Origin of the sequence: Methanocella arvoryzae MRE50 (genome assembly GCF_000063445.1) — an archaeon.
In the GTDB taxonomy this organism is placed as follows: domain Archaea; phylum Halobacteriota; class Methanocellia; order Methanocellales; family Methanocellaceae; genus Methanocella_A; species Methanocella_A arvoryzae.
In genome coordinates, this window is sequence record NC_009464.1 from 77405 (window position 1) to 93063 (window position 15659).

The 15659-nt window shown below is 54.2% G+C and carries 21 protein-coding genes; 10 read left to right on the plus strand and 11 right to left on the minus strand.

The annotated features are described in order from the left end of the window. The first annotated feature begins 59 nt into the window (after window positions 1–59). Complete coding sequence (locus tag RCI_RS00375) at window positions 60–431, plus strand: PAS domain S-box protein (protein WP_048197729.1); 372 nt, start codon at window positions 60–62, stop codon at window positions 429–431. A 198-nt stretch (window positions 432–629) separates the two neighbouring features. Here the strand turns inward: RCI_RS00375 and RCI_RS00380 are convergent, their stop codons facing one another. Beyond that, a complete protein-coding gene (locus RCI_RS00380) occupies window positions 630–1115 on the minus strand; it encodes a flavin reductase family protein (RefSeq protein WP_012034397.1) in 486 nt (161 codons plus the stop codon). Between the two features lie 21 nt (window positions 1116–1136). Between RCI_RS00380 and RCI_RS16500 the strand changes: the two genes are divergently transcribed. Further along, the gene (locus RCI_RS16500; RefSeq protein WP_148266451.1) at window positions 1137–1397 is read left to right on the plus strand and encodes a hypothetical protein; all 261 of its coding nucleotides are present in this window, start codon (window positions 1137–1139) and stop codon (window positions 1395–1397) included. Window positions 1398–1417: 20 nt separating this feature from the next. Here RCI_RS16500 and RCI_RS00385 read toward each other — a convergent pair whose 3' ends face one another. The 3 genes from RCI_RS00385 to RCI_RS00395 form a co-directional block, all read right to left on the minus strand. Next, the gene (locus RCI_RS00385) at window positions 1418–1798 is read right to left on the minus strand and encodes a DUF488 domain-containing protein (RefSeq protein ID WP_012034398.1); all 381 of its coding nucleotides are present in this window, start codon (window positions 1796–1798) and stop codon (window positions 1418–1420) included. Window positions 1799–2105: 307 nt separating this feature from the next. Further along, on the minus strand, window positions 2106–2531 hold the full coding sequence (locus tag RCI_RS00390; protein ID WP_012034399.1) for a pyridoxamine 5'-phosphate oxidase family protein: 426 nt from the start codon (window positions 2529–2531) through the stop codon (window positions 2106–2108). A gap of 17 nt (window positions 2532–2548) precedes the next feature. After that, the gene (locus RCI_RS00395) at window positions 2549–2749 is read right to left on the minus strand and encodes a hypothetical protein (RefSeq protein ID WP_048197731.1); all 201 of its coding nucleotides are present in this window, start codon (window positions 2747–2749) and stop codon (window positions 2549–2551) included. Window positions 2750–2852: 103 nt separating this feature from the next. On the opposite strand from RCI_RS00395, the gene RCI_RS00400 reads away from it, so the two are divergent. Continuing rightward, the gene (locus tag RCI_RS00400; RefSeq protein WP_012034401.1) at window positions 2853–3707 is read left to right on the plus strand and encodes an NAD(P)-dependent oxidoreductase; all 855 of its coding nucleotides are present in this window, start codon (window positions 2853–2855) and stop codon (window positions 3705–3707) included. A gap of 16 nt (window positions 3708–3723) precedes the next feature. On the opposite strand, the gene RCI_RS00405 is transcribed toward RCI_RS00400, so the two are convergent. After that, window positions 3724–4686, minus strand: a complete 963-nt coding sequence (locus RCI_RS00405; RefSeq protein WP_012034402.1) for an ATP-dependent 6-phosphofructokinase — start codon at window positions 4684–4686, stop codon at window positions 3724–3726. A 151-nt stretch (window positions 4687–4837) separates the two neighbouring features. On the opposite strand from RCI_RS00405, the gene RCI_RS00410 reads away from it, so the two are divergent. The 3 genes from RCI_RS00410 (at window position 4838) to RCI_RS00420 (ending at window position 7858) form a co-directional block, all read left to right on the plus strand. Continuing rightward, window positions 4838–5611 carry a histidine phosphatase family protein gene (locus RCI_RS00410; RefSeq protein ID WP_048197735.1) on the plus strand — a complete coding sequence of 258 codons (774 nt, stop codon included), beginning with the start codon at window positions 4838–4840 and terminating at the stop codon, window positions 5609–5611. A gap of 344 nt (window positions 5612–5955) precedes the next feature. Then, on the plus strand, window positions 5956–7128 hold the full coding sequence (locus tag RCI_RS00415) for an alanyl-tRNA editing protein (protein ID WP_012034404.1): 1173 nt from the start codon (window positions 5956–5958) through the stop codon (window positions 7126–7128). Window positions 7129–7258: 130 nt separating this feature from the next. After that, the gene (locus RCI_RS00420) at window positions 7259–7858 is read left to right on the plus strand and encodes a DNA polymerase ligase N-terminal domain-containing protein (RefSeq protein WP_012034405.1); all 600 of its coding nucleotides are present in this window, start codon (window positions 7259–7261) and stop codon (window positions 7856–7858) included. Window positions 7859–7876: 18 nt separating this feature from the next. Here the strand turns inward: RCI_RS00420 and RCI_RS00425 are convergent, their stop codons facing one another. Continuing rightward, on the minus strand, window positions 7877–8515 hold the full coding sequence (locus RCI_RS00425; RefSeq protein ID WP_012034406.1) for a trimeric intracellular cation channel family protein: 639 nt from the start codon (window positions 8513–8515) through the stop codon (window positions 7877–7879). Window positions 8516–8672: 157 nt separating this feature from the next. Between RCI_RS00425 and RCI_RS00430 the strand changes: the two genes are divergently transcribed. Continuing rightward, the gene (locus RCI_RS00430) at window positions 8673–8885 is read left to right on the plus strand and encodes a hypothetical protein (protein WP_048197737.1); all 213 of its coding nucleotides are present in this window, start codon (window positions 8673–8675) and stop codon (window positions 8883–8885) included. A gap of 13 nt (window positions 8886–8898) precedes the next feature. Here the strand turns inward: RCI_RS00430 and RCI_RS16505 are convergent, their stop codons facing one another. Further along, entirely contained in the window at window positions 8899–9132 is a 234-nt protein-coding gene (locus tag RCI_RS16505; RefSeq protein ID WP_148266452.1) for a hypothetical protein, read from the minus strand. Window positions 9133–9342: 210 nt separating this feature from the next. After that, window positions 9343–10305: a hypothetical protein gene (locus RCI_RS00440; protein WP_052309868.1), complete on the minus strand. Its 963-nt coding sequence runs from the start codon at window positions 10303–10305 to the stop codon at window positions 9343–9345. A 263-nt stretch (window positions 10306–10568) separates the two neighbouring features. On the opposite strand from RCI_RS00440, the gene RCI_RS00445 reads away from it, so the two are divergent. Continuing rightward, window positions 10569–11456, plus strand: coding sequence for a carboxypeptidase-like regulatory domain-containing protein (locus RCI_RS00445; RefSeq protein ID WP_012034409.1), 888 nt, complete (start codon window positions 10569–10571; stop codon window positions 11454–11456). Window positions 11457–11499: 43 nt separating this feature from the next. Here the strand turns inward: RCI_RS00445 and RCI_RS00450 are convergent, their stop codons facing one another. After that, complete coding sequence (locus tag RCI_RS00450) at window positions 11500–12882, minus strand: AIR synthase-related protein (protein WP_048197744.1); 1383 nt, start codon at window positions 12880–12882, stop codon at window positions 11500–11502. A gap of 163 nt (window positions 12883–13045) precedes the next feature. Between RCI_RS00450 and RCI_RS00455 the strand changes: the two genes are divergently transcribed. Continuing rightward, entirely contained in the window at window positions 13046–13408 is a 363-nt protein-coding gene (locus tag RCI_RS00455; protein ID WP_012034411.1) for a response regulator, read from the plus strand. 1 nt (window position 13409) lies between these two features. Here the strand turns inward: RCI_RS00455 and RCI_RS00460 are convergent, their stop codons facing one another. Together RCI_RS00460 and RCI_RS00465 are read right to left on the minus strand one after the other, a co-directional pair. Next, window positions 13410–14087 carry a RibD family protein gene (locus RCI_RS00460; protein WP_012034412.1) on the minus strand — a complete coding sequence of 226 codons (678 nt, stop codon included), beginning with the start codon at window positions 14085–14087 and terminating at the stop codon, window positions 13410–13412. Window positions 14088–14130: 43 nt separating this feature from the next. Next, complete coding sequence (locus RCI_RS00465) at window positions 14131–14925, minus strand: SAM hydrolase/SAM-dependent halogenase family protein (protein ID WP_012034413.1); 795 nt, start codon at window positions 14923–14925, stop codon at window positions 14131–14133. Between the two features lie 165 nt (window positions 14926–15090). Here RCI_RS00465 and RCI_RS00470 point away from each other — a divergent pair, with 165 nt between their 5' ends. Next, window positions 15091–15321 (plus strand): hypothetical protein, encoded by a 231-nt coding sequence (locus RCI_RS00470; protein WP_048197746.1) that lies wholly within the window; start codon window positions 15091–15093, stop codon window positions 15319–15321. Window positions 15322–15659: the final 338 nt, after the last annotated feature.

The window sequence follows — 15659 nt, forward strand, 5'->3', positions numbered from 1 at the left end:
CTTGTCGCGCAAGCGGCGGTTCGACCGGCAGTACCATTTGTCCTCCGCTGTTTACTTTTTTGAGCATCGTCAAGGGAGTCCTCTACGTCACGGTGACTGCAGTGCTGCTATACTGGCTGGTTTCCGCTTACGTCTCGGAGCGGAAAGCGGTAGAAGAGGCCCTGCGGGAGTCGGAGACCAGGTTCAGGGCCCTTGCCGAATCCTCCCCGACAGTAATTTTCATCCCGCGGGACAATCGGTTCGTGTACCTGAACCCTGCGTTCGAGCGGATAACCGGCTATACTATGGCTGAAGGTCTCTCCATGCGGTTCAGCGATATAGTTCAGCCAGGAACGGATAGCGGGGCCTCGCAGCCCGGGATCATTGACTTTTCAGGCAGTATTCTCCGGGCGCAGGCGAAGTATGTCTGCAGATTTCGGATACGGGTGTAGGGCTGCCTCCCGGCATCGAGGTGGACAATGCCCCTTCGCCGGGCCTCCAGCTGGTCACTTCTCTGGTCAATCAGATAGGTGGTAATATCAATTTAGACGGGACAAACGGCACTAAGTATAGCATTACCTTCAGAAATTGAAAACCTGGATAGCAGCCAGCCGCAGGCTGCTATCCTGCCTGGCGAAAAGCCGCGGCTTTTATTTTCCCGGCATCACCATGTCGTTCTTAAACAACCCCACCGGTGTACCTTCTTCTTTATGAGCCGCCACCACCTCGCCGATAAACACCGTGTGATCCCCGCAGTCCTGTCTCGAGAAGACTTTACACTCGAGTGCGGACGGGCTGCCCTTCAGCAGCGGGGCCATAACTTTGCTCGCCTTCTGTACCTCGATGTTCTGCTCCTTGAGCTTATCCTCGCTCTTCAGCGATGCGTGCCCGCAATAGTCGGCCACCTTTTTCTGGCTCTCCCTGAGCGTGTTCACCACGAACTCTCCCGAGTTCTCTATCAGCTCGTGAGTTTTTCGCTTCTTGCCGACACTGATCATGACCATGGGCGGGTCGAATGACACCTGGGACGCCCAGACCGTGGTCATCGCGTCGCTTTGTTTGCCGTCTGAAGAGGTAACGATTGTGTATGGCTTGATCAGGTCATCCAGCGCTTCGCCTGGCTGCACGTCTTTCATATCAATCACCACGGACATATTGTGCAGTATTCTTATGAAGCTAACACGAATAACCAGCGCTACAGTGGTCACTGGTCATTTCCAGCGGCTGGCGCACCTGTCGCCGGGTCAGGCCTGCAGGCCGGATACCGTGTCTTCATCATGTCTCTCAGCCCTTCTTCCAGGCTTATTCCGGGGCTTCTTCAAGAGCGGATGGTGACGCAGGCGTGGGCTTCCCTCATGGCAGAGACTACCCTAATCCGAATGCTGGTTTCCCGGCTCGGTAACCGTCTCGAGCTGTAGTTCGAACAGGTCCTCTACTGTCATGCCGACGCCATAAGGCCGGAGGAAACCTTCTGTTCGAGGTACTCTTTCAGGGCAACCGCAGCGTTGTGTTCCCGATCCCGGGCGGAGTAGATCAGCGTGACAGGTCCCGTCCGCAATTTTTGCATGATGGTCGCCACTTCCCGCTTTTTGCCGTCGAGCTCGCGCCAGTATCTGCTGCGGAACTCGCCCCACTTCCCGGGGTCGTGGCCAAACCACTCCCTCAGCTCTGTGCTGGGAGCGATGTCCTTCAGCCACAGATCGAGGGCTATGCGGCTCCTGCTGACTCCGCGAGGCCAGAGCCTGCCGATCAATACTCTGAAGCCATCGTCTTTCGAAACGGGGTCGTAGGCCCGCTTTACTTTGATCGTGCCGGTCATCCGTGTATCCACCCTACTGACGACCATTACGGGCTGCGCGGATAAGCCCAATCCTGAGAAATATCACGGGGAGAACATCATTCGGACCGCGCCTGGCAGTTGTTGTCATGTTCGCCTTAGAGAACGCCTGCTAAAGCAGGTGTTCTCTGTTGCGATCTGCAAACGATCGCTGCGCTGTGCCAGAAACACAGATAACGCAGCGATCGTACTGCTGAGTCGCACGATCTGCACTGGCCGGGTTTGGAGATGCAATACAGTATTATTCAATACAGCACGTGGCAGCAGTCCCGGCTCGATTTCCGCCCGCTTACCCGAAGCTGATCTTTTCCTTCGGCTTCAGGTTATCCTTCATGGTCCAGAAGTAAGCCTGGCCTTTCGCCAGCCTGAAGATGATCAGTTCAGGACTGTCAGGGGTGAGGCCGAAAGCCTTAAGGAACGGTCTGTCCTCAATAGCCTTTACCTTGAGCTTCTTATCGTCCACGAACTCGATCTCTCCCTCGACCCTCATCATGGCGCCAGCCTGCTCGCCGGGCTTAAAAAAGCACATCTCCACTTTCGGATTCGCTTTGAGCTGCCTGTACAGGTCTTTCATCGTGGCTGTCTGCAGGTAAATGCCGGTCTCATCGGCTAAGAAGAGGCCCATAGCCCTTACTCTTGGTTGTCCGTTGTCGATCGTGGCGAGATAGCATACATTCGTTTCGTTCGCGAACTTTACGCAGTCTTTGAAATCCATGTTTATCATCCCGTGGTTTATCTGATTAATACGATCCAGGCTGCTATGGCGATAATGACTATGGTGAGTATGATCGTAATGGTGATCGCCAGATTTATGATCGTCTTCATGAGCCTGAGATATTGCCTGATTAAGAAGCTGGCTACCGAAATGACTATGGCTACGATGACCAGCAGGATGGCCAAAATTACTATCAGGGTGATCCAGTCGATTGTCATAGGCTCAGCTTCCGGACATTCTGTTTTTCAGTAATTAATATGTGTATAAGCGGTCATATCTCTTCTCATCTCATAAATCTATTTTGGACGCGGAGGTTAATACATGAAAGCAGGATTCATCGGGCTCGGCCACCTGGGTAAAACGATCGCTAAGAGGCTGATCAGCGAAGGCGTGGAGCTGGTTGTATGGAACCGGACTATAGAAAAGGCAGCAGATCTCGGAGTTCGGGTTGCGGATACTCCTGCGGCGGTGATCTCCGGGGTGGACGTTGTCTTCCTCAACCTGTTCGACAGCGATGCCGTAGCCGCGGTATTGCAGGGCCCCGACGGGCTGTTATCGGGCAACTGTAACGGGAAAGTCATCGTCGATACGACCACCAACCACTTCGACCGGGTCGGGGCTTTCTACGCTGCGGCGAGGCAGCACGGCGCCACGTATCTCGAAGCGCCTGTCCTCGGCAGCGTCGTACCTGCGTCCCAGGGCGCGCTAACGGTGCTGGTCAGCGGCGACGAAGGTGCCTATAACCAGGTGCGGCCGCTGCTGGAGAAGTTCGGCAAGACCCTCTTCTACCTAAAAGAAGAATCCCTCGCTACTAAAATGAAGCTGGTCAATAACCTGGTCCTTGGCACGCTGATGGCCACGTGTGCAGAAGCGGTCGCCTTCGGAGAGGCGGCCGGCGTCGATCGGGCAACCGTGGTCAACATTCTGCTGGCCGGCGCAGGCAACTCCATGGTCCTCAACGGTAAGAAAAACATGCTGATCAACGAGGACTTCCAGACGCAGTTTTCGTCTTCGCTCATCTACAAGGACCTCCACTACCTCCAGGACCTGGCGAAGTCCCTGAAAAAGCCGCTGTTCACGGGCAGTGCTGTCAAAGAGATCTACGGGATGACATACCCTATGGGTATCGAGGGGGAGGACTTCTCGGCGATCTACAAAGTATTCAAAGAGTATTAGCCTCCTTCCCTGGAGGCTATTTCGACAGCTCCCGGGCCAGCTTCAGCAGCCTGAGGTCCAGCTCTTTCGACTTACAGCAGGACTCGTCAAAGCTGATGCCGGTGACTTTTCCATGCTGCAGAGCTGCGATCAGATTTTCCTTTCCGTCCGCCAGGAATTCTACAGCCGCTTTCCCGAAGACGCTGGCCAGGAATCGGCTCCGGGCGGTCGGGTGTCCGCCTCTCTGGGCATATCCCAGGACGCTGAGCCGGGTTTCGATTCTGGTATGCTCCTGTATCTCCTTTGCCAGGGCATGGGTATCACCGATGCCTTCCGCAGCTACGATGATGCCTGACTTTTTCCCGGCAGCGCTATTTTTTAGGATCGTGTCGCAGACCTCTTCAGGTTGGAACTTGACCTCCGGCACCAGGATGATCTCTGCGCCTACGGTCAGGCCTATCATCGCGGCGAGGAAGCCTCTGGTCCGGCCCATGACTTCGACGATGAAGACTCTGTCCAGCGATGTTGCCGTATCCCTGATCTTGTCGATCTCTGTTACACCGGTGTTGACGGCCGTATCGAAGCCGATTGTCTCGTCGGTCCCGTAGACATCGTTATCGATGGTCGCGGGGATGCCGGCAATTCTGGTATCGGTTTTTTTGCTGAACTCGTGCGCCGCCCGGAAAGAGCCGTCTCCGCCGATGACGATCAGCCCGTCGACCTTGTTGTTGGCAAGAGTAACACTGGCTTTTTGCATGCCTTCGTCCGTCATGAACTCCTTATTCCTGGACGTCCTCAGAATCGTGCCGCCCTGCTGAATAATACCGCTTACGGACCGGGGTGTAAGCGACATTACGTTATCGTAGATCAGGCCTTCCCAGCCCCGCTCGAAACCAATCACAGCTATGCCATGTGCCTGGGCTACGCGGACGATTGCCCGAATAGCCGCATTCATGCCGGGTGCATCCCCTCCGCTGGTTACGACGCCGATGGTCCTCACGGTATATCCCCTATCTGAGTCTTTTTGCCGTGTCATGAACCTTACCGAAGTTCTGGACGAAAAAAGGCCGGCCGGTTGAAGGCACGCCGGTAGCCCTGTGGCTCCGACAAAATTGATAAACTGTCACGTTGTAATACGTTCGGGTCATCACATGTTAAAACAGGGGCGCCAGGTCAGGCAGAGGGCTACCTCGGAATTCGAAGGCCAGTCCGGGAGAGCGCATGAGCTGAACTCTGGAGCAGGTGATGCCCTGTCGAAAAACCTGAAGTATCTCTCGCCAGGCACTTCCTATGCCTTGCTTATCCGGCACGCTGAGCGTCCGAACTTCAGCATGCTCAACTTCAGCAACGATACCCCTATCACTGAAAAAGGCCTCGAGGACTCCGTCAGTCTCGGAAACTGGCTGCGGGGCCAGCACCTCACGGGATTGTATTCTAGCCCCGTCCGCCGGTGCATGCAGACCTGCGAAGGTATCCGGCAGGGGGCAAATCTCGAGCACCTGCCCATCGCTTCCCGGCCTCGCATAGGCGAACCGGGGTCGTTCATCGCCAACCCCCTCGTCGTGTTCTTCTATTTTCTGACGTCGGATATGTCGATGGTCATCCGGAAATTCATCGCTAAGGGCAGGTTGTGGGGCTTTACCCCCTTGAGAGAGGGGAGCGTCGGGATACTGAACGACCTTCTCGCCGACTTATCAGTGGAAAATACCCGGAACCTGTACGTCACTCACGATGCGGTGCTGGCCCCCTTGATCAGCTATTTTACTGGCCAGAAATTCGGGGATACGGACTGGATCAATTTTCTGGACGGCGTTTTCATAGCGGTGAAAGACGGAGAAGTGCGGCTGCTCTGGAACGGCAGGGAATATTACATCGACAGGGAATTATTGGCGTTCCATGAACAATCTGGGTCCGGGAGGTATTGAGAGGTCGGAGGGGAGGTCGGAGAGGTTCACGGAGTTCAAAGAGGAAACGTTCAAGCTGGGAGTTCAGGGAGTTCATGGAGGTCAGAGAGGAGGTTATGTGAGGTACCCGGAGGCCAGAGAGAATTAACCTAAAAAATCCTCCCAAACCTTTCCACACTCTCCAACCTCCTCTCAGACCTCTCCGCCCTCTCAAACCTCCCAGCCTGAAAACCCTCCCCCTCCTCCCGGGAACTCCCCGACCTCCAGGAGTTTTTCATCGGCTTAAATAGAAAAACCAGTTTTCATGAGAAAGGTGAGAGAAAAAATCCATATATCTTGCCCCTGAATTACCTCACGGTAATCTTATGGCACGCTTGCTTTACTACGAGTCGCCCCGCACAACGGAGTGGCAGACCGAGGTCGTCAACGTTCTCAATAAAGATGGCAAGTACCATGTAGTACTGGCCGAGACTAACTTTTATCCAGAAGGCGGCGGCCAGCCGGCGGACAGAGGTACTATCGCAGGAATACCTGTAGAGCACGTGTATGAGGAGGGCGGTGAAGTGTATCATGTACTGGCTTTCGCTCCTGCCGAAAAGACTGTCGCCTGCAAACTGGACTGGGCGCGCAGGTTCGATCTGATGCAGCAGCACTCAGGGCAGCACCTGCTCTCGGCTGTGATGTACAACAACCATGGCTGGGAAACCGGAAGCCTGCATATGAGCGAGGAAGGGCTTTCCGTAGACGTACTGACACCTGACGTGACTCCAGAAGCTCTGAAAGAGATCGAAGACGCCGCGAACGAAGTGGTGACCCGGGACCTGGAAATCAAGACTCACATCGTGACCCCGGAAGAGGCGAAGAAGTACCCTAACCGCAAGATTCCGCCAACGGCTGGCACCATACGGATCGTCGAGATCAGCTCCCACGATTTCTCTCCGTGCTGCGGCACACACGTCGCACGCACCGGGGAAATAGGTATAATAAAAATCACTGGCACCCAGAAGATGAAAGACTCGATGCGCCTGTTCTTCAAGTGCGGCGGCAGAGCACTACGGGACTACCAGGCCAAGCAGGAGATCATCACGAAGCTCTCCCAGCTCTTCAAGGCTGACCAGGGCAAGCTTCTCTCCAGGATTGAGGCTCACGAAGCCGAAGCGAGGGCCCACTGGAAAGAGCTGACCGAGCTGAAGGATAAGCTGCTGAAGATCGAAGCCGGCAACCTTGCCCGGTCCGCGTCCACCCCGGTCATCCGGGTGGCCTACGAGGACAAAAGCTTCAACGACCTGATGTCTCTCTCGAAATACCTGCTGCAGGCAGGCGACTTCATCATGATCCTGGCGTCAGTGCCCGAAAAGCGGCTGCTGTTCGCCCGGAGCAAAAAATTTGACGTAGACTGCGGCAAGCTTATGAAAGAGCACCTGGCGGCTTTCAACGGCAAAGGGGGCGGCAAGCCCGAATTTGCCAACGCGGGCTTCAGTTCTGTCGAGGACCTGCAGCGGTTCGAGGCATTCCTGGCGGACAAGATAACTTACTGATGATGATGGCCGTGTGCCATGGCAGGGATAACCGGGGCATAGATTCCTGTTATCTCCTGCCCTCTCGTCATCCTTCCAGGAAACAATATTAAGCTGATCTGCCTTAGATCATTATTCGGTCAGATAGATCATGCCGTCAGACAGAAACCTTGAGCCTTACAGGGAAAAGCGCCAGTTCACCCGCACCCCCGAGCCTTATGGCAGGGAAGAAGCTCCTTCTGATAAACCGATCTTCGTCGTCCAGAAACATGACGCGTCCCACCTCCACTATGATTTCCGGCTGGAGGTAGGCGGAGTCCTTAAGTCCTGGGCTGTTCCGAAAGGTCCCTCTGTAGACTCCAAGGTCAAGAGGCTGGCCATGCCTACTGAAGATCACCCCCTCGACTATGCCGGCTTCGAGGGCACTATCCCGGAAGGCAACTACGGCGCAGGGACCGTAATGGTATGGGATACCGGCACCTACAGCAACCTGCGGGAGACTAAGCCTGCAGGCCGCGGACATGCGGCGATGGAGCAGGCTGTCACGGAAGGCAAAATCGAGGTCAGGCTGGACGGTAAAAAGCTCAAGGGGAATTATGCGCTCATCCGTACTGGACTACAGGGGAAAGGCTGGCTGCTTTTCAAGATGAAGGACGAGTTCGACAGGCCGGGATACGATATAGTGGTAGAAGAGCCTGATTCTGCCCTGACCGGGCGAACCCTGAACGAGATCGCAGGTACCAAAAACTAGTACAGACCCGGAGGGTCATCAATCCCATTTTGTTTTCGGCAGCTGCCAGTGTCTCCAGATTGCGAGGAGCCTGAGCACCAGGGTTAGTGTGAAGGTGATCAGCATTATTACTGGCAGGCTCCAGTCTAACCAGTAAAGCACTGCAAAGATCACTGCGCCGATGATCGTGGCTGTCGCGTAAAAATCCGCTTTCAGGATCAGTGGTACTTCTACCACCAGAAGGTCTCTGATGGCGCCTCCCCCGACGCCTGTGATCGATCCAAGAAGGACGATCCCGAAGAGGTTGAGCCCTGCATCCGCTCCCATTCTGGCCCCAAGGACGGTAAACGCGGCGAGGCCGATAGCATCAACGACGAGGAAGGCTTTGCTTTCCGGCTGGGTCAGCATTGCCAGAATTTTCAGAGAAATCCTGCCCGAGAGCATGGCAATGATACATCCGATAGCAGCGTAGATTGAAGGCATGACGTCAATAAAGGCCACGGGCGTATGGCCCAAAAGCGCGTCTCTTATCAATCCACCGCCCAGCGCGGTCACAAACCCCAGCACAAAAATGCCGAGGATGTCCAGATTGTGGCGTATGCCCTTGAACGAGCCCGATGTGGCAAAAGCAATCGTGCCTACAGCAGCAAACACTGATATGACGAATTCTTCGAGCATACTACCGGTCGTCCGATGGTCTTAACTGCTCTATATGCATAATTATATCGCTTTATACTTTCCGCGACAGGTCAACTGTATGATGTTAGCCCTGGCCTGCGTCACATTCTTTTATCAGAAGCTACAATAATACAGGGTAATTTGCAGGAAGATCATCATGGGAAACATTTATCCTCCGGAAATCCAGGCGCTGGACTTTATTTATCAGCAGGATTCTAGTTTAAAGAATGAGCTGGCCCTGGAGAAAGCGAAGCTGAATTATTATAAGAAACAGCTGACGGACAATCCCGGGGACAAAGACCTCGAGCAGCGGGTCAAATACCACGAGGCAGAGGTTGCCAGACTGGAGTCGGAAATAAAAATAGGCTGATTATCTGGCCTTCTTATCTTGAGTTCGGCTGGACTGTCACGACAATTGTGGGGCTTGGAACCACAGTTACGTTGGGAACTACAACCGGCTTTTCTGTTATGACCGGGGTAACAGTACCTCTGAACTTCGGTATAGCCGGAGGCGCAAATACCCCCTCATCCGGAGTGCTACAGCAGCATATGCATCCGGAGAGGAAGGCCCCGCCCATTATGAGTAATATACCCAGCACCAATAGCTTCTTAGACACAATAATCACCACTGTGCAGGTATTCGGCGCGCATATTCTAAATTTGGATGGCCGTTTTGGGCGCGAACTTTACTGGCCATCAGATTTTTTGGCGCCGCATTGGACAGAGGAAAGCTCGTATAACCCGGGCAGCCCGGGTGGAGTGCGGGCTGACAGAACTTTTAAAAATGGCAGCGGAGAGCGGCACCCCGCTCTCCTGACTTTTCACTTTTAAAGCCAGGCCGCGTATGTGCAGTTGCAGCCGATCTGGCGGGGCAGCCTGGGCAGTTGTTCCAGTTCCGACCATGCGTACGTAAATTTACCGTTGTGGCATACGTGACAGTCGTTTCCCTGGACTGGCAGGACTTTGATGCCTTTGCCGAGCCTTGCAGCCTTGAGGCTGGCCAGTTCGCATGCTGTGAGGGCCTCGTGGATCCTTGTAGTAGCGTAGAGCACAGCCAGAGCTTCGGCATCATCCGGCTGGCCGGCAGTGCCGCACGGGTTCGGCCTGTGGAATGCGAGCGCCTGAGTCAGGTCGAACAATCCGCCTGCGTAGTTCATCATGCGCCTCCCGGCATCCTCAAACGATTCGCCCAGTAATACTGATAGCGCAAGATGAGCTCCAAGCTCTTTCTTCTGTACTGCTGTCAGGGGCAGGTCGTCGTAAGGCATCTTCAGCAAGTGCGCAGCCTCGCAGGCTATGATCTCGGGCACTGGCTTAGCCCACTTTGCATCGCAGGTAAGCTGACTCTCATAATATCGGGCAATCCGGGCCCAGGCTTTTTTCACGTCTCCTTTCAGCAGCAACGCAATAGCCTCAGCTTCCATCTCTGCCCTGGCTTTTTCATTAGTCGCCCGGTATTCTTCGATCTTGAGGTTCCCCTGCTCTGTAAGCCGGTACATGCGGACGTCCGACACGAGCAGTTCCGCCTGCGGAAGGGTCATAGAGCCGATGAGTGTGGCGATCATCTCCAGTTTTTTCCCTTTTGGCTTGATGCCTCTGTCTTCCAGCATCTGCCGTATCTCGGTCGCCTTATATCTGGCGTCCAGCTTTTCTTCCAGAGACGCCTCTTCCAGCAGTCCATCGCTGACGAACCGCGCGATGTTGTGCTCCAGCGGCCCCGCTATCGGCGTCCATGCCTGTTCCATCGAAAGGTCCACGCGCTGGCGAGAAAGACACAGCAGCAGTTCCATCTGTGCTGTGGGAAGACTATTATTGCCAGTGTTAGGGTTACCTAATATATAGCTTAGAAAACTTACCATTTTCCATCCCCAAGAGAAATATATACCTATTATATTCTTATCCTTTGTGCTCCTTGCGATGGCCAAATAATCGGCTGGATCGTATCAGCCAGAAATAGTTTTGGTATTCATGCGACTGGAGTTGCCAGTTTTCCTCGTGACAAAATCTTTATCTCATATTTGCCGATAAATAATACTCTATTGGAGTGTAAGCCATGCTACCTGTACGCCCTGTTACCTTAGCGCTGATTATGCTGATCGCACTGTTTTACTGTACAATGGCCCCGGCATGGGCCCAGAGCCCTTTCCCTGATGGCGTCCGCTTCGCAGACACAGGTACTGTTATGCAGGCTGGCCAGAACTACAGTATAGTCTTACAGGTCCTGCTGGACGGCGGCGATTATCCTCGTGGTAGCATTGGCATTTACCTTGAGTCTAACAACACCTCCGTGCTCGATATTCCGGGTTCGGCCATGGTTGCGACCGACCAGAATGGCACTGCTGTATACAACCTGTCCCCCGGCGAGGTAAAGCCCGGCACGGCAAAGGTGACCGCCATCCTGCTGGACAAGCGCACGGGCGTCAGAGCATCTAAAAACTACACTATCGTCAGCCTGGGGGACATTACCGGCTTCGTGCTGGATTCAGCCGGCGAGCCTGTGCCTGTCGCCAAAGTCACGCTATACCAGCCGGTGAACGGCACGATGCAAGTATACCCTGTGGCAGGGAACCCGACTTATTCGGCAAGTAACGAGACTGGCATTCCGGGCGCTTTCGCGCTGGCGGGAGTCCCTTACGGCACTTACTACCTTGAAGCCAGCTTCGCAGATCAGGCCTCCGGCATCAACTATACTCTGGATGGCTCCGGTCAGCCGGTGAACGTCACGATTGCAGGCTACACGATCGCTACTCCTGCACCGACTCCGACTACGACTCCGACGTCGGCTGTATCGCCCTCTCCAACTATGATTCCGACTGCGACTGAGACTCCGGCACCCACCTCGTCCGGAGATAGCGGCAGGCAGGTACTCTGGATAGGCGGGCTTGCGATAGCCTTGACGATCATTATCATTGCAGTTGTCCTGCTGACGAGGAAAAAATAAGCTAAAAATGCAGAGGGCCTGACCTGCAGGTCCTCCAGTTTTATTACTCGGACTTGATCTTGTCAGTCGGCACGGCAGCCTGGATGCTTCCATCTACCGCACTTTCGTCAGGGCGCTTTCTAATGCGCTCCAGCATGCGCTCTTTCTTACGAATCGCATTGATGGCCGCCTGGTCGACCTTTTTCTGCATTTCTTCGAAGGTCATGGGCGTTTCCTCGCCGACTACCTTCTTTACAGGAGTGTAAGCAGACTCCCTGAACCTCGGGGTAAAGTCTTTCTCTTCGCCGTTGATGACGATGTATGCGCCGCTACCTTCCTGTACTTCGCCGACGATGTCTATTGCGACTCCTCTGCTGCGCACAGCGCTCATGATCTCCTCTGCATGCTCTCTCGGAGCGATGATCAGCAGCGCGTCCAGCGATACGCCAAGGTAGTCGATCTTGAGCGTCTCCAGCATTCTGAGCACGGTCGGCTCTACGAGCTTTCTGAGCTTCTCTTCGTGGAATACCAGCTTGACGTTTGCAGTGCCGGCGATTTCGTACGCGTCGCCTCTGATGCCGCCGTTGGTCACGTCGGTCATGGCGTGGATCTTGCCGATCAGGTTGTGATCGAACAGGGCTTTGCAGGCTTCCAGGAACTTGACGTTCATAGTCTTCTCGACTACGTCATGCATGCCGAAGTATAGCGCAGTCGTGGAGACTGTGCCTCCGCCGGCGCCTTCGCTGACCATGATTACGTCGCCCGGCCTGGACTGGATGCGGGCGGTCAGGTCTTCAGCTACGCCTACTGCGCCGACACAGCCGGTCATGCGTTCGCCGATGACCATGTCTCCGCCGATGCGCAGCGTGCTCCCGGTTATGAGCGGCACGCCGATTAGATCAGAAACGGTCGTGATCCCTGCGGTATAGTCGAAGATCTTGGACACGTCCCCGTCATCGGCTATGTGGATATCGGATAAGAGTGCTACAGGCTTTGCGCCCATCACGTACAGGTCCCTTAGCGATGCCCTGGTCACGTGGAAGCCTGCCAGGAACGGGAAGTCCGAAAGCCTGGAATGCATACCGTCTACGGTGACTACGACGAACTTTCCGCCTGCCTTGACTACGCCGGAGTCGTCCATCTGGCCTGAGTCGCATACAGCGCTGGTTTTGCCTATCACTTCGGCGATTTTCTTGTGGGCGTAGAAGTCTCCGCGGCCGCGGGAACCGACCCCGAACTCTCCCATGGTTACGCCGCAAGGCTGCATCGCTATGATGTCGTCCTTGACGTCCAGGGTCGCCTTAGCCTCGGTGATCACCGCGCCGGCGAGCCTTTCTGCGCTTTCCCTCGAAATGTTCTTGATCTCGAGAATGCGATCAGTCAGCTTTTCAAGCAGATCAGGGTCTCGCTTTACCAGTCCTCTCTTCGCGTAGCCTTCAATATCCATCGTTGCCACCAGTAAAAGAAATATATGTTCGTTTTATTTTCTAAAAACTGTGCCTATCCAGCATATATATTTTGCTTGGGTGAAGTTTTATCTATAATGAAATAATATATCACTTGAATGTATCTGGCAAGCCCGGTTCGGGGCTGCGCTGACAGGTGTCGAAATGGCAAAAGTGCTTGTTGTAGACGATGAAGTAGGAATTTGCGAGCTGATCCAGATGGCGCTTACCCATAAAGGCCATGACGTCCGCTATTCCACCACCGGCTCTGGTGGTATAAAGCTATACAGCGAATACTCGCCTGATCTCATACTTCTTGATCTGACGCTTCCGGATATGGATGGCATGGATTTTGCGAAGAAAGTCAAAAGTTCAGAGCAGGCGAAAAATACGCCGATTATCTTAATCTCAGGGCGTATCCTTTCCCCGTCTGAGATTGACCCGGCCCTGTTCGCGGGCGTCCTCGAAAAGCCCTTCAGCATGTCAAAGCTGACCGACGAAGTGCAGAAATACCTGTCAAAGCCCTGATCTATTCATTTTTTCCGTTATAGTAGAGATCGTACTCTGTGATCAGGTGATTGCCTACTTTGTAAAAGTCTGTCAGGTTTACCTGCACGACCTTGTCGATGCTGTCCACGCCAGGGCCGCCTACCAGCGAGGGGGTGCTGTCCCCGCCGATGATGTACGGGATCTGGATCAGCGTGATGTGGTCGATCATCTTGCGGCTGATAAGCTGCCATATCAGCGTCGGCCCGCCTTCTACCATCAAGCGCCGGATTCCCCTGTTGTAGAGCGTATCCATGAGCAGGTCGATGTCGATCCTGTCCCTGCCGCAGATCACGACTTCTGCGCCTGTGTTTCTGATCGCCTCCACCCGGCACGCATCGGCTTTTTCCGAGACGCAGATCAGCGTGGGAGCATCCTTATTGAGCACGTTTGCGGTGAGCGGTATAGAGCCGTCGGAACAAGGTATGACGCGGATCGGGCTGGCGCCAGTGGCAAGCCGGTTGGTCAGGATCGAATTGTCGATCTTGATCGTGTTGCTGCCTACCATGATAGCGTCGAACTCAGATCTCTTCTTGTGTAAGAAATAGTGGCTGTGCTCGTCCATCAGCCCCATGATGATCTTACTGGACAGGCCCCGCTTTAGCGTGAGCTTGCCATCAACCGTCATCTCCGATATGACTTCCACGTACGGCCGCTTCATACCAATTAACCTTTGATCTACAATGCGCGGATGATATATCTCTTTACCGGCCGGCCGGGTGCCGGTCTTTGACGCTGATCAGAATATCGTCTCCCGCCCCGAGACCGGTGTACTCTGATGCTCTGTCACCGTTGATCGCTATCTCCGCCATGCCGTGGCTGCCCTTCAGCAGAAGCAGGTCCCCGGCCCCTCCGTCGTGATATGTGGTTACGTAGGTTGCCGAAGCGCCGTTAATCTCTACCGTGTCGCCGAGGAACAGCAGGCCGCCGATAACATCTCCTCCAATGTTAGTGATCACGTTGCCGAACGGGTCCACGTAGATGACCTGTCCTCTAATGCCATCCTCCGTGAGGGCCGAGGTTCCGAAGTCCAGATCGACCGGGTCGAAAATTTCTCTGAGCCCTGGTACACTCTCTCCCGCTGCTATCATGGCTGCCGCAGGCGCAAACACGTCTCTCCCGTGAAAAACGGGGCTTACCGCTTTTCGGTAGAATTCCAGATCAGTGATCTCGTAAGCCCTGAACTGCCCCTGGGCCCTGGCAGCCGGCAACAGCAGCCCGTTATCCGGGCCCACGAAACAGTATTCCTCTCCGAGGATGACGAGCGCCCTCCGGCTGCTCCCTACCCCGGGGTCAACGACTGCAAGGTGGACAGTACCTCTAGGAAAGCTGAGGCTGGCGTACTGCAGGATAAAAGCACCCTGCCTGATATCTCCGGCGGGAATGGCGTTCGTTATGTCGATTGTCCTGACGTGGGCGGATATGCATGCGATAACGCCTTTCATGACGCCCGGGTAGATATCCCCGAAATCAGTGGTAATAGTCACTATGCCCGGCATAAGGTCTCGATATAGTCTCTGTAGCTGTAGATATTATTGTTCCTACGCAACTATATCCCAGCATTCCAGATATATCATTCTCATAATTACGGTTTACTAACAATTCCTTTAAGTCTACAATGGCGAATGTCTCATATTGGTAACTTTCTGACGGACGGTGATCAGATGGTCAATATCAAGAACGTGACATTAAACGATCCGCAGTTCACCATTGAAAAACAGTGCGACCGGTGCCTTAACGTGCTCTACTTTTCGGAAGCCGTGCTGACCGACGTGGAGACCGATACCGAAGGCAACGTCATCCGCTCGTCAATCATCTGCCCGATCTGCGGTAACGTTATTGTCCTGTACTCCAGAAGCGTGGATACACAGGATTTTGTAGTTGATCAGGCTTGAGAGTCTGACAAAGTCATTTTGCCCGGATTCGGTGAGACAGCAAGACGATCGCTGCGCTGTGCCAGGGTCACAGATTTAACAGATTGTACAGATTGCACAGATGAAGACAATAGATGTTCTTCTCCATATATCGGATTATGATTCCCGGTAAAAGTGGCCATCATGATGGGGTAATCTGACCAATACTTCAATTATAATCGCCTCATTTTCCGCCTCTACCGGAGTTATCTCGTCCTCCCGGACCTCTGTACCTCTTGACCTCCCTTTCTTTAAAGTTCCTCAAGGACCTCGGCGACCTCCCCCACCACCTCCTTTCCTCCCTTGCCTCCTTTTACTCG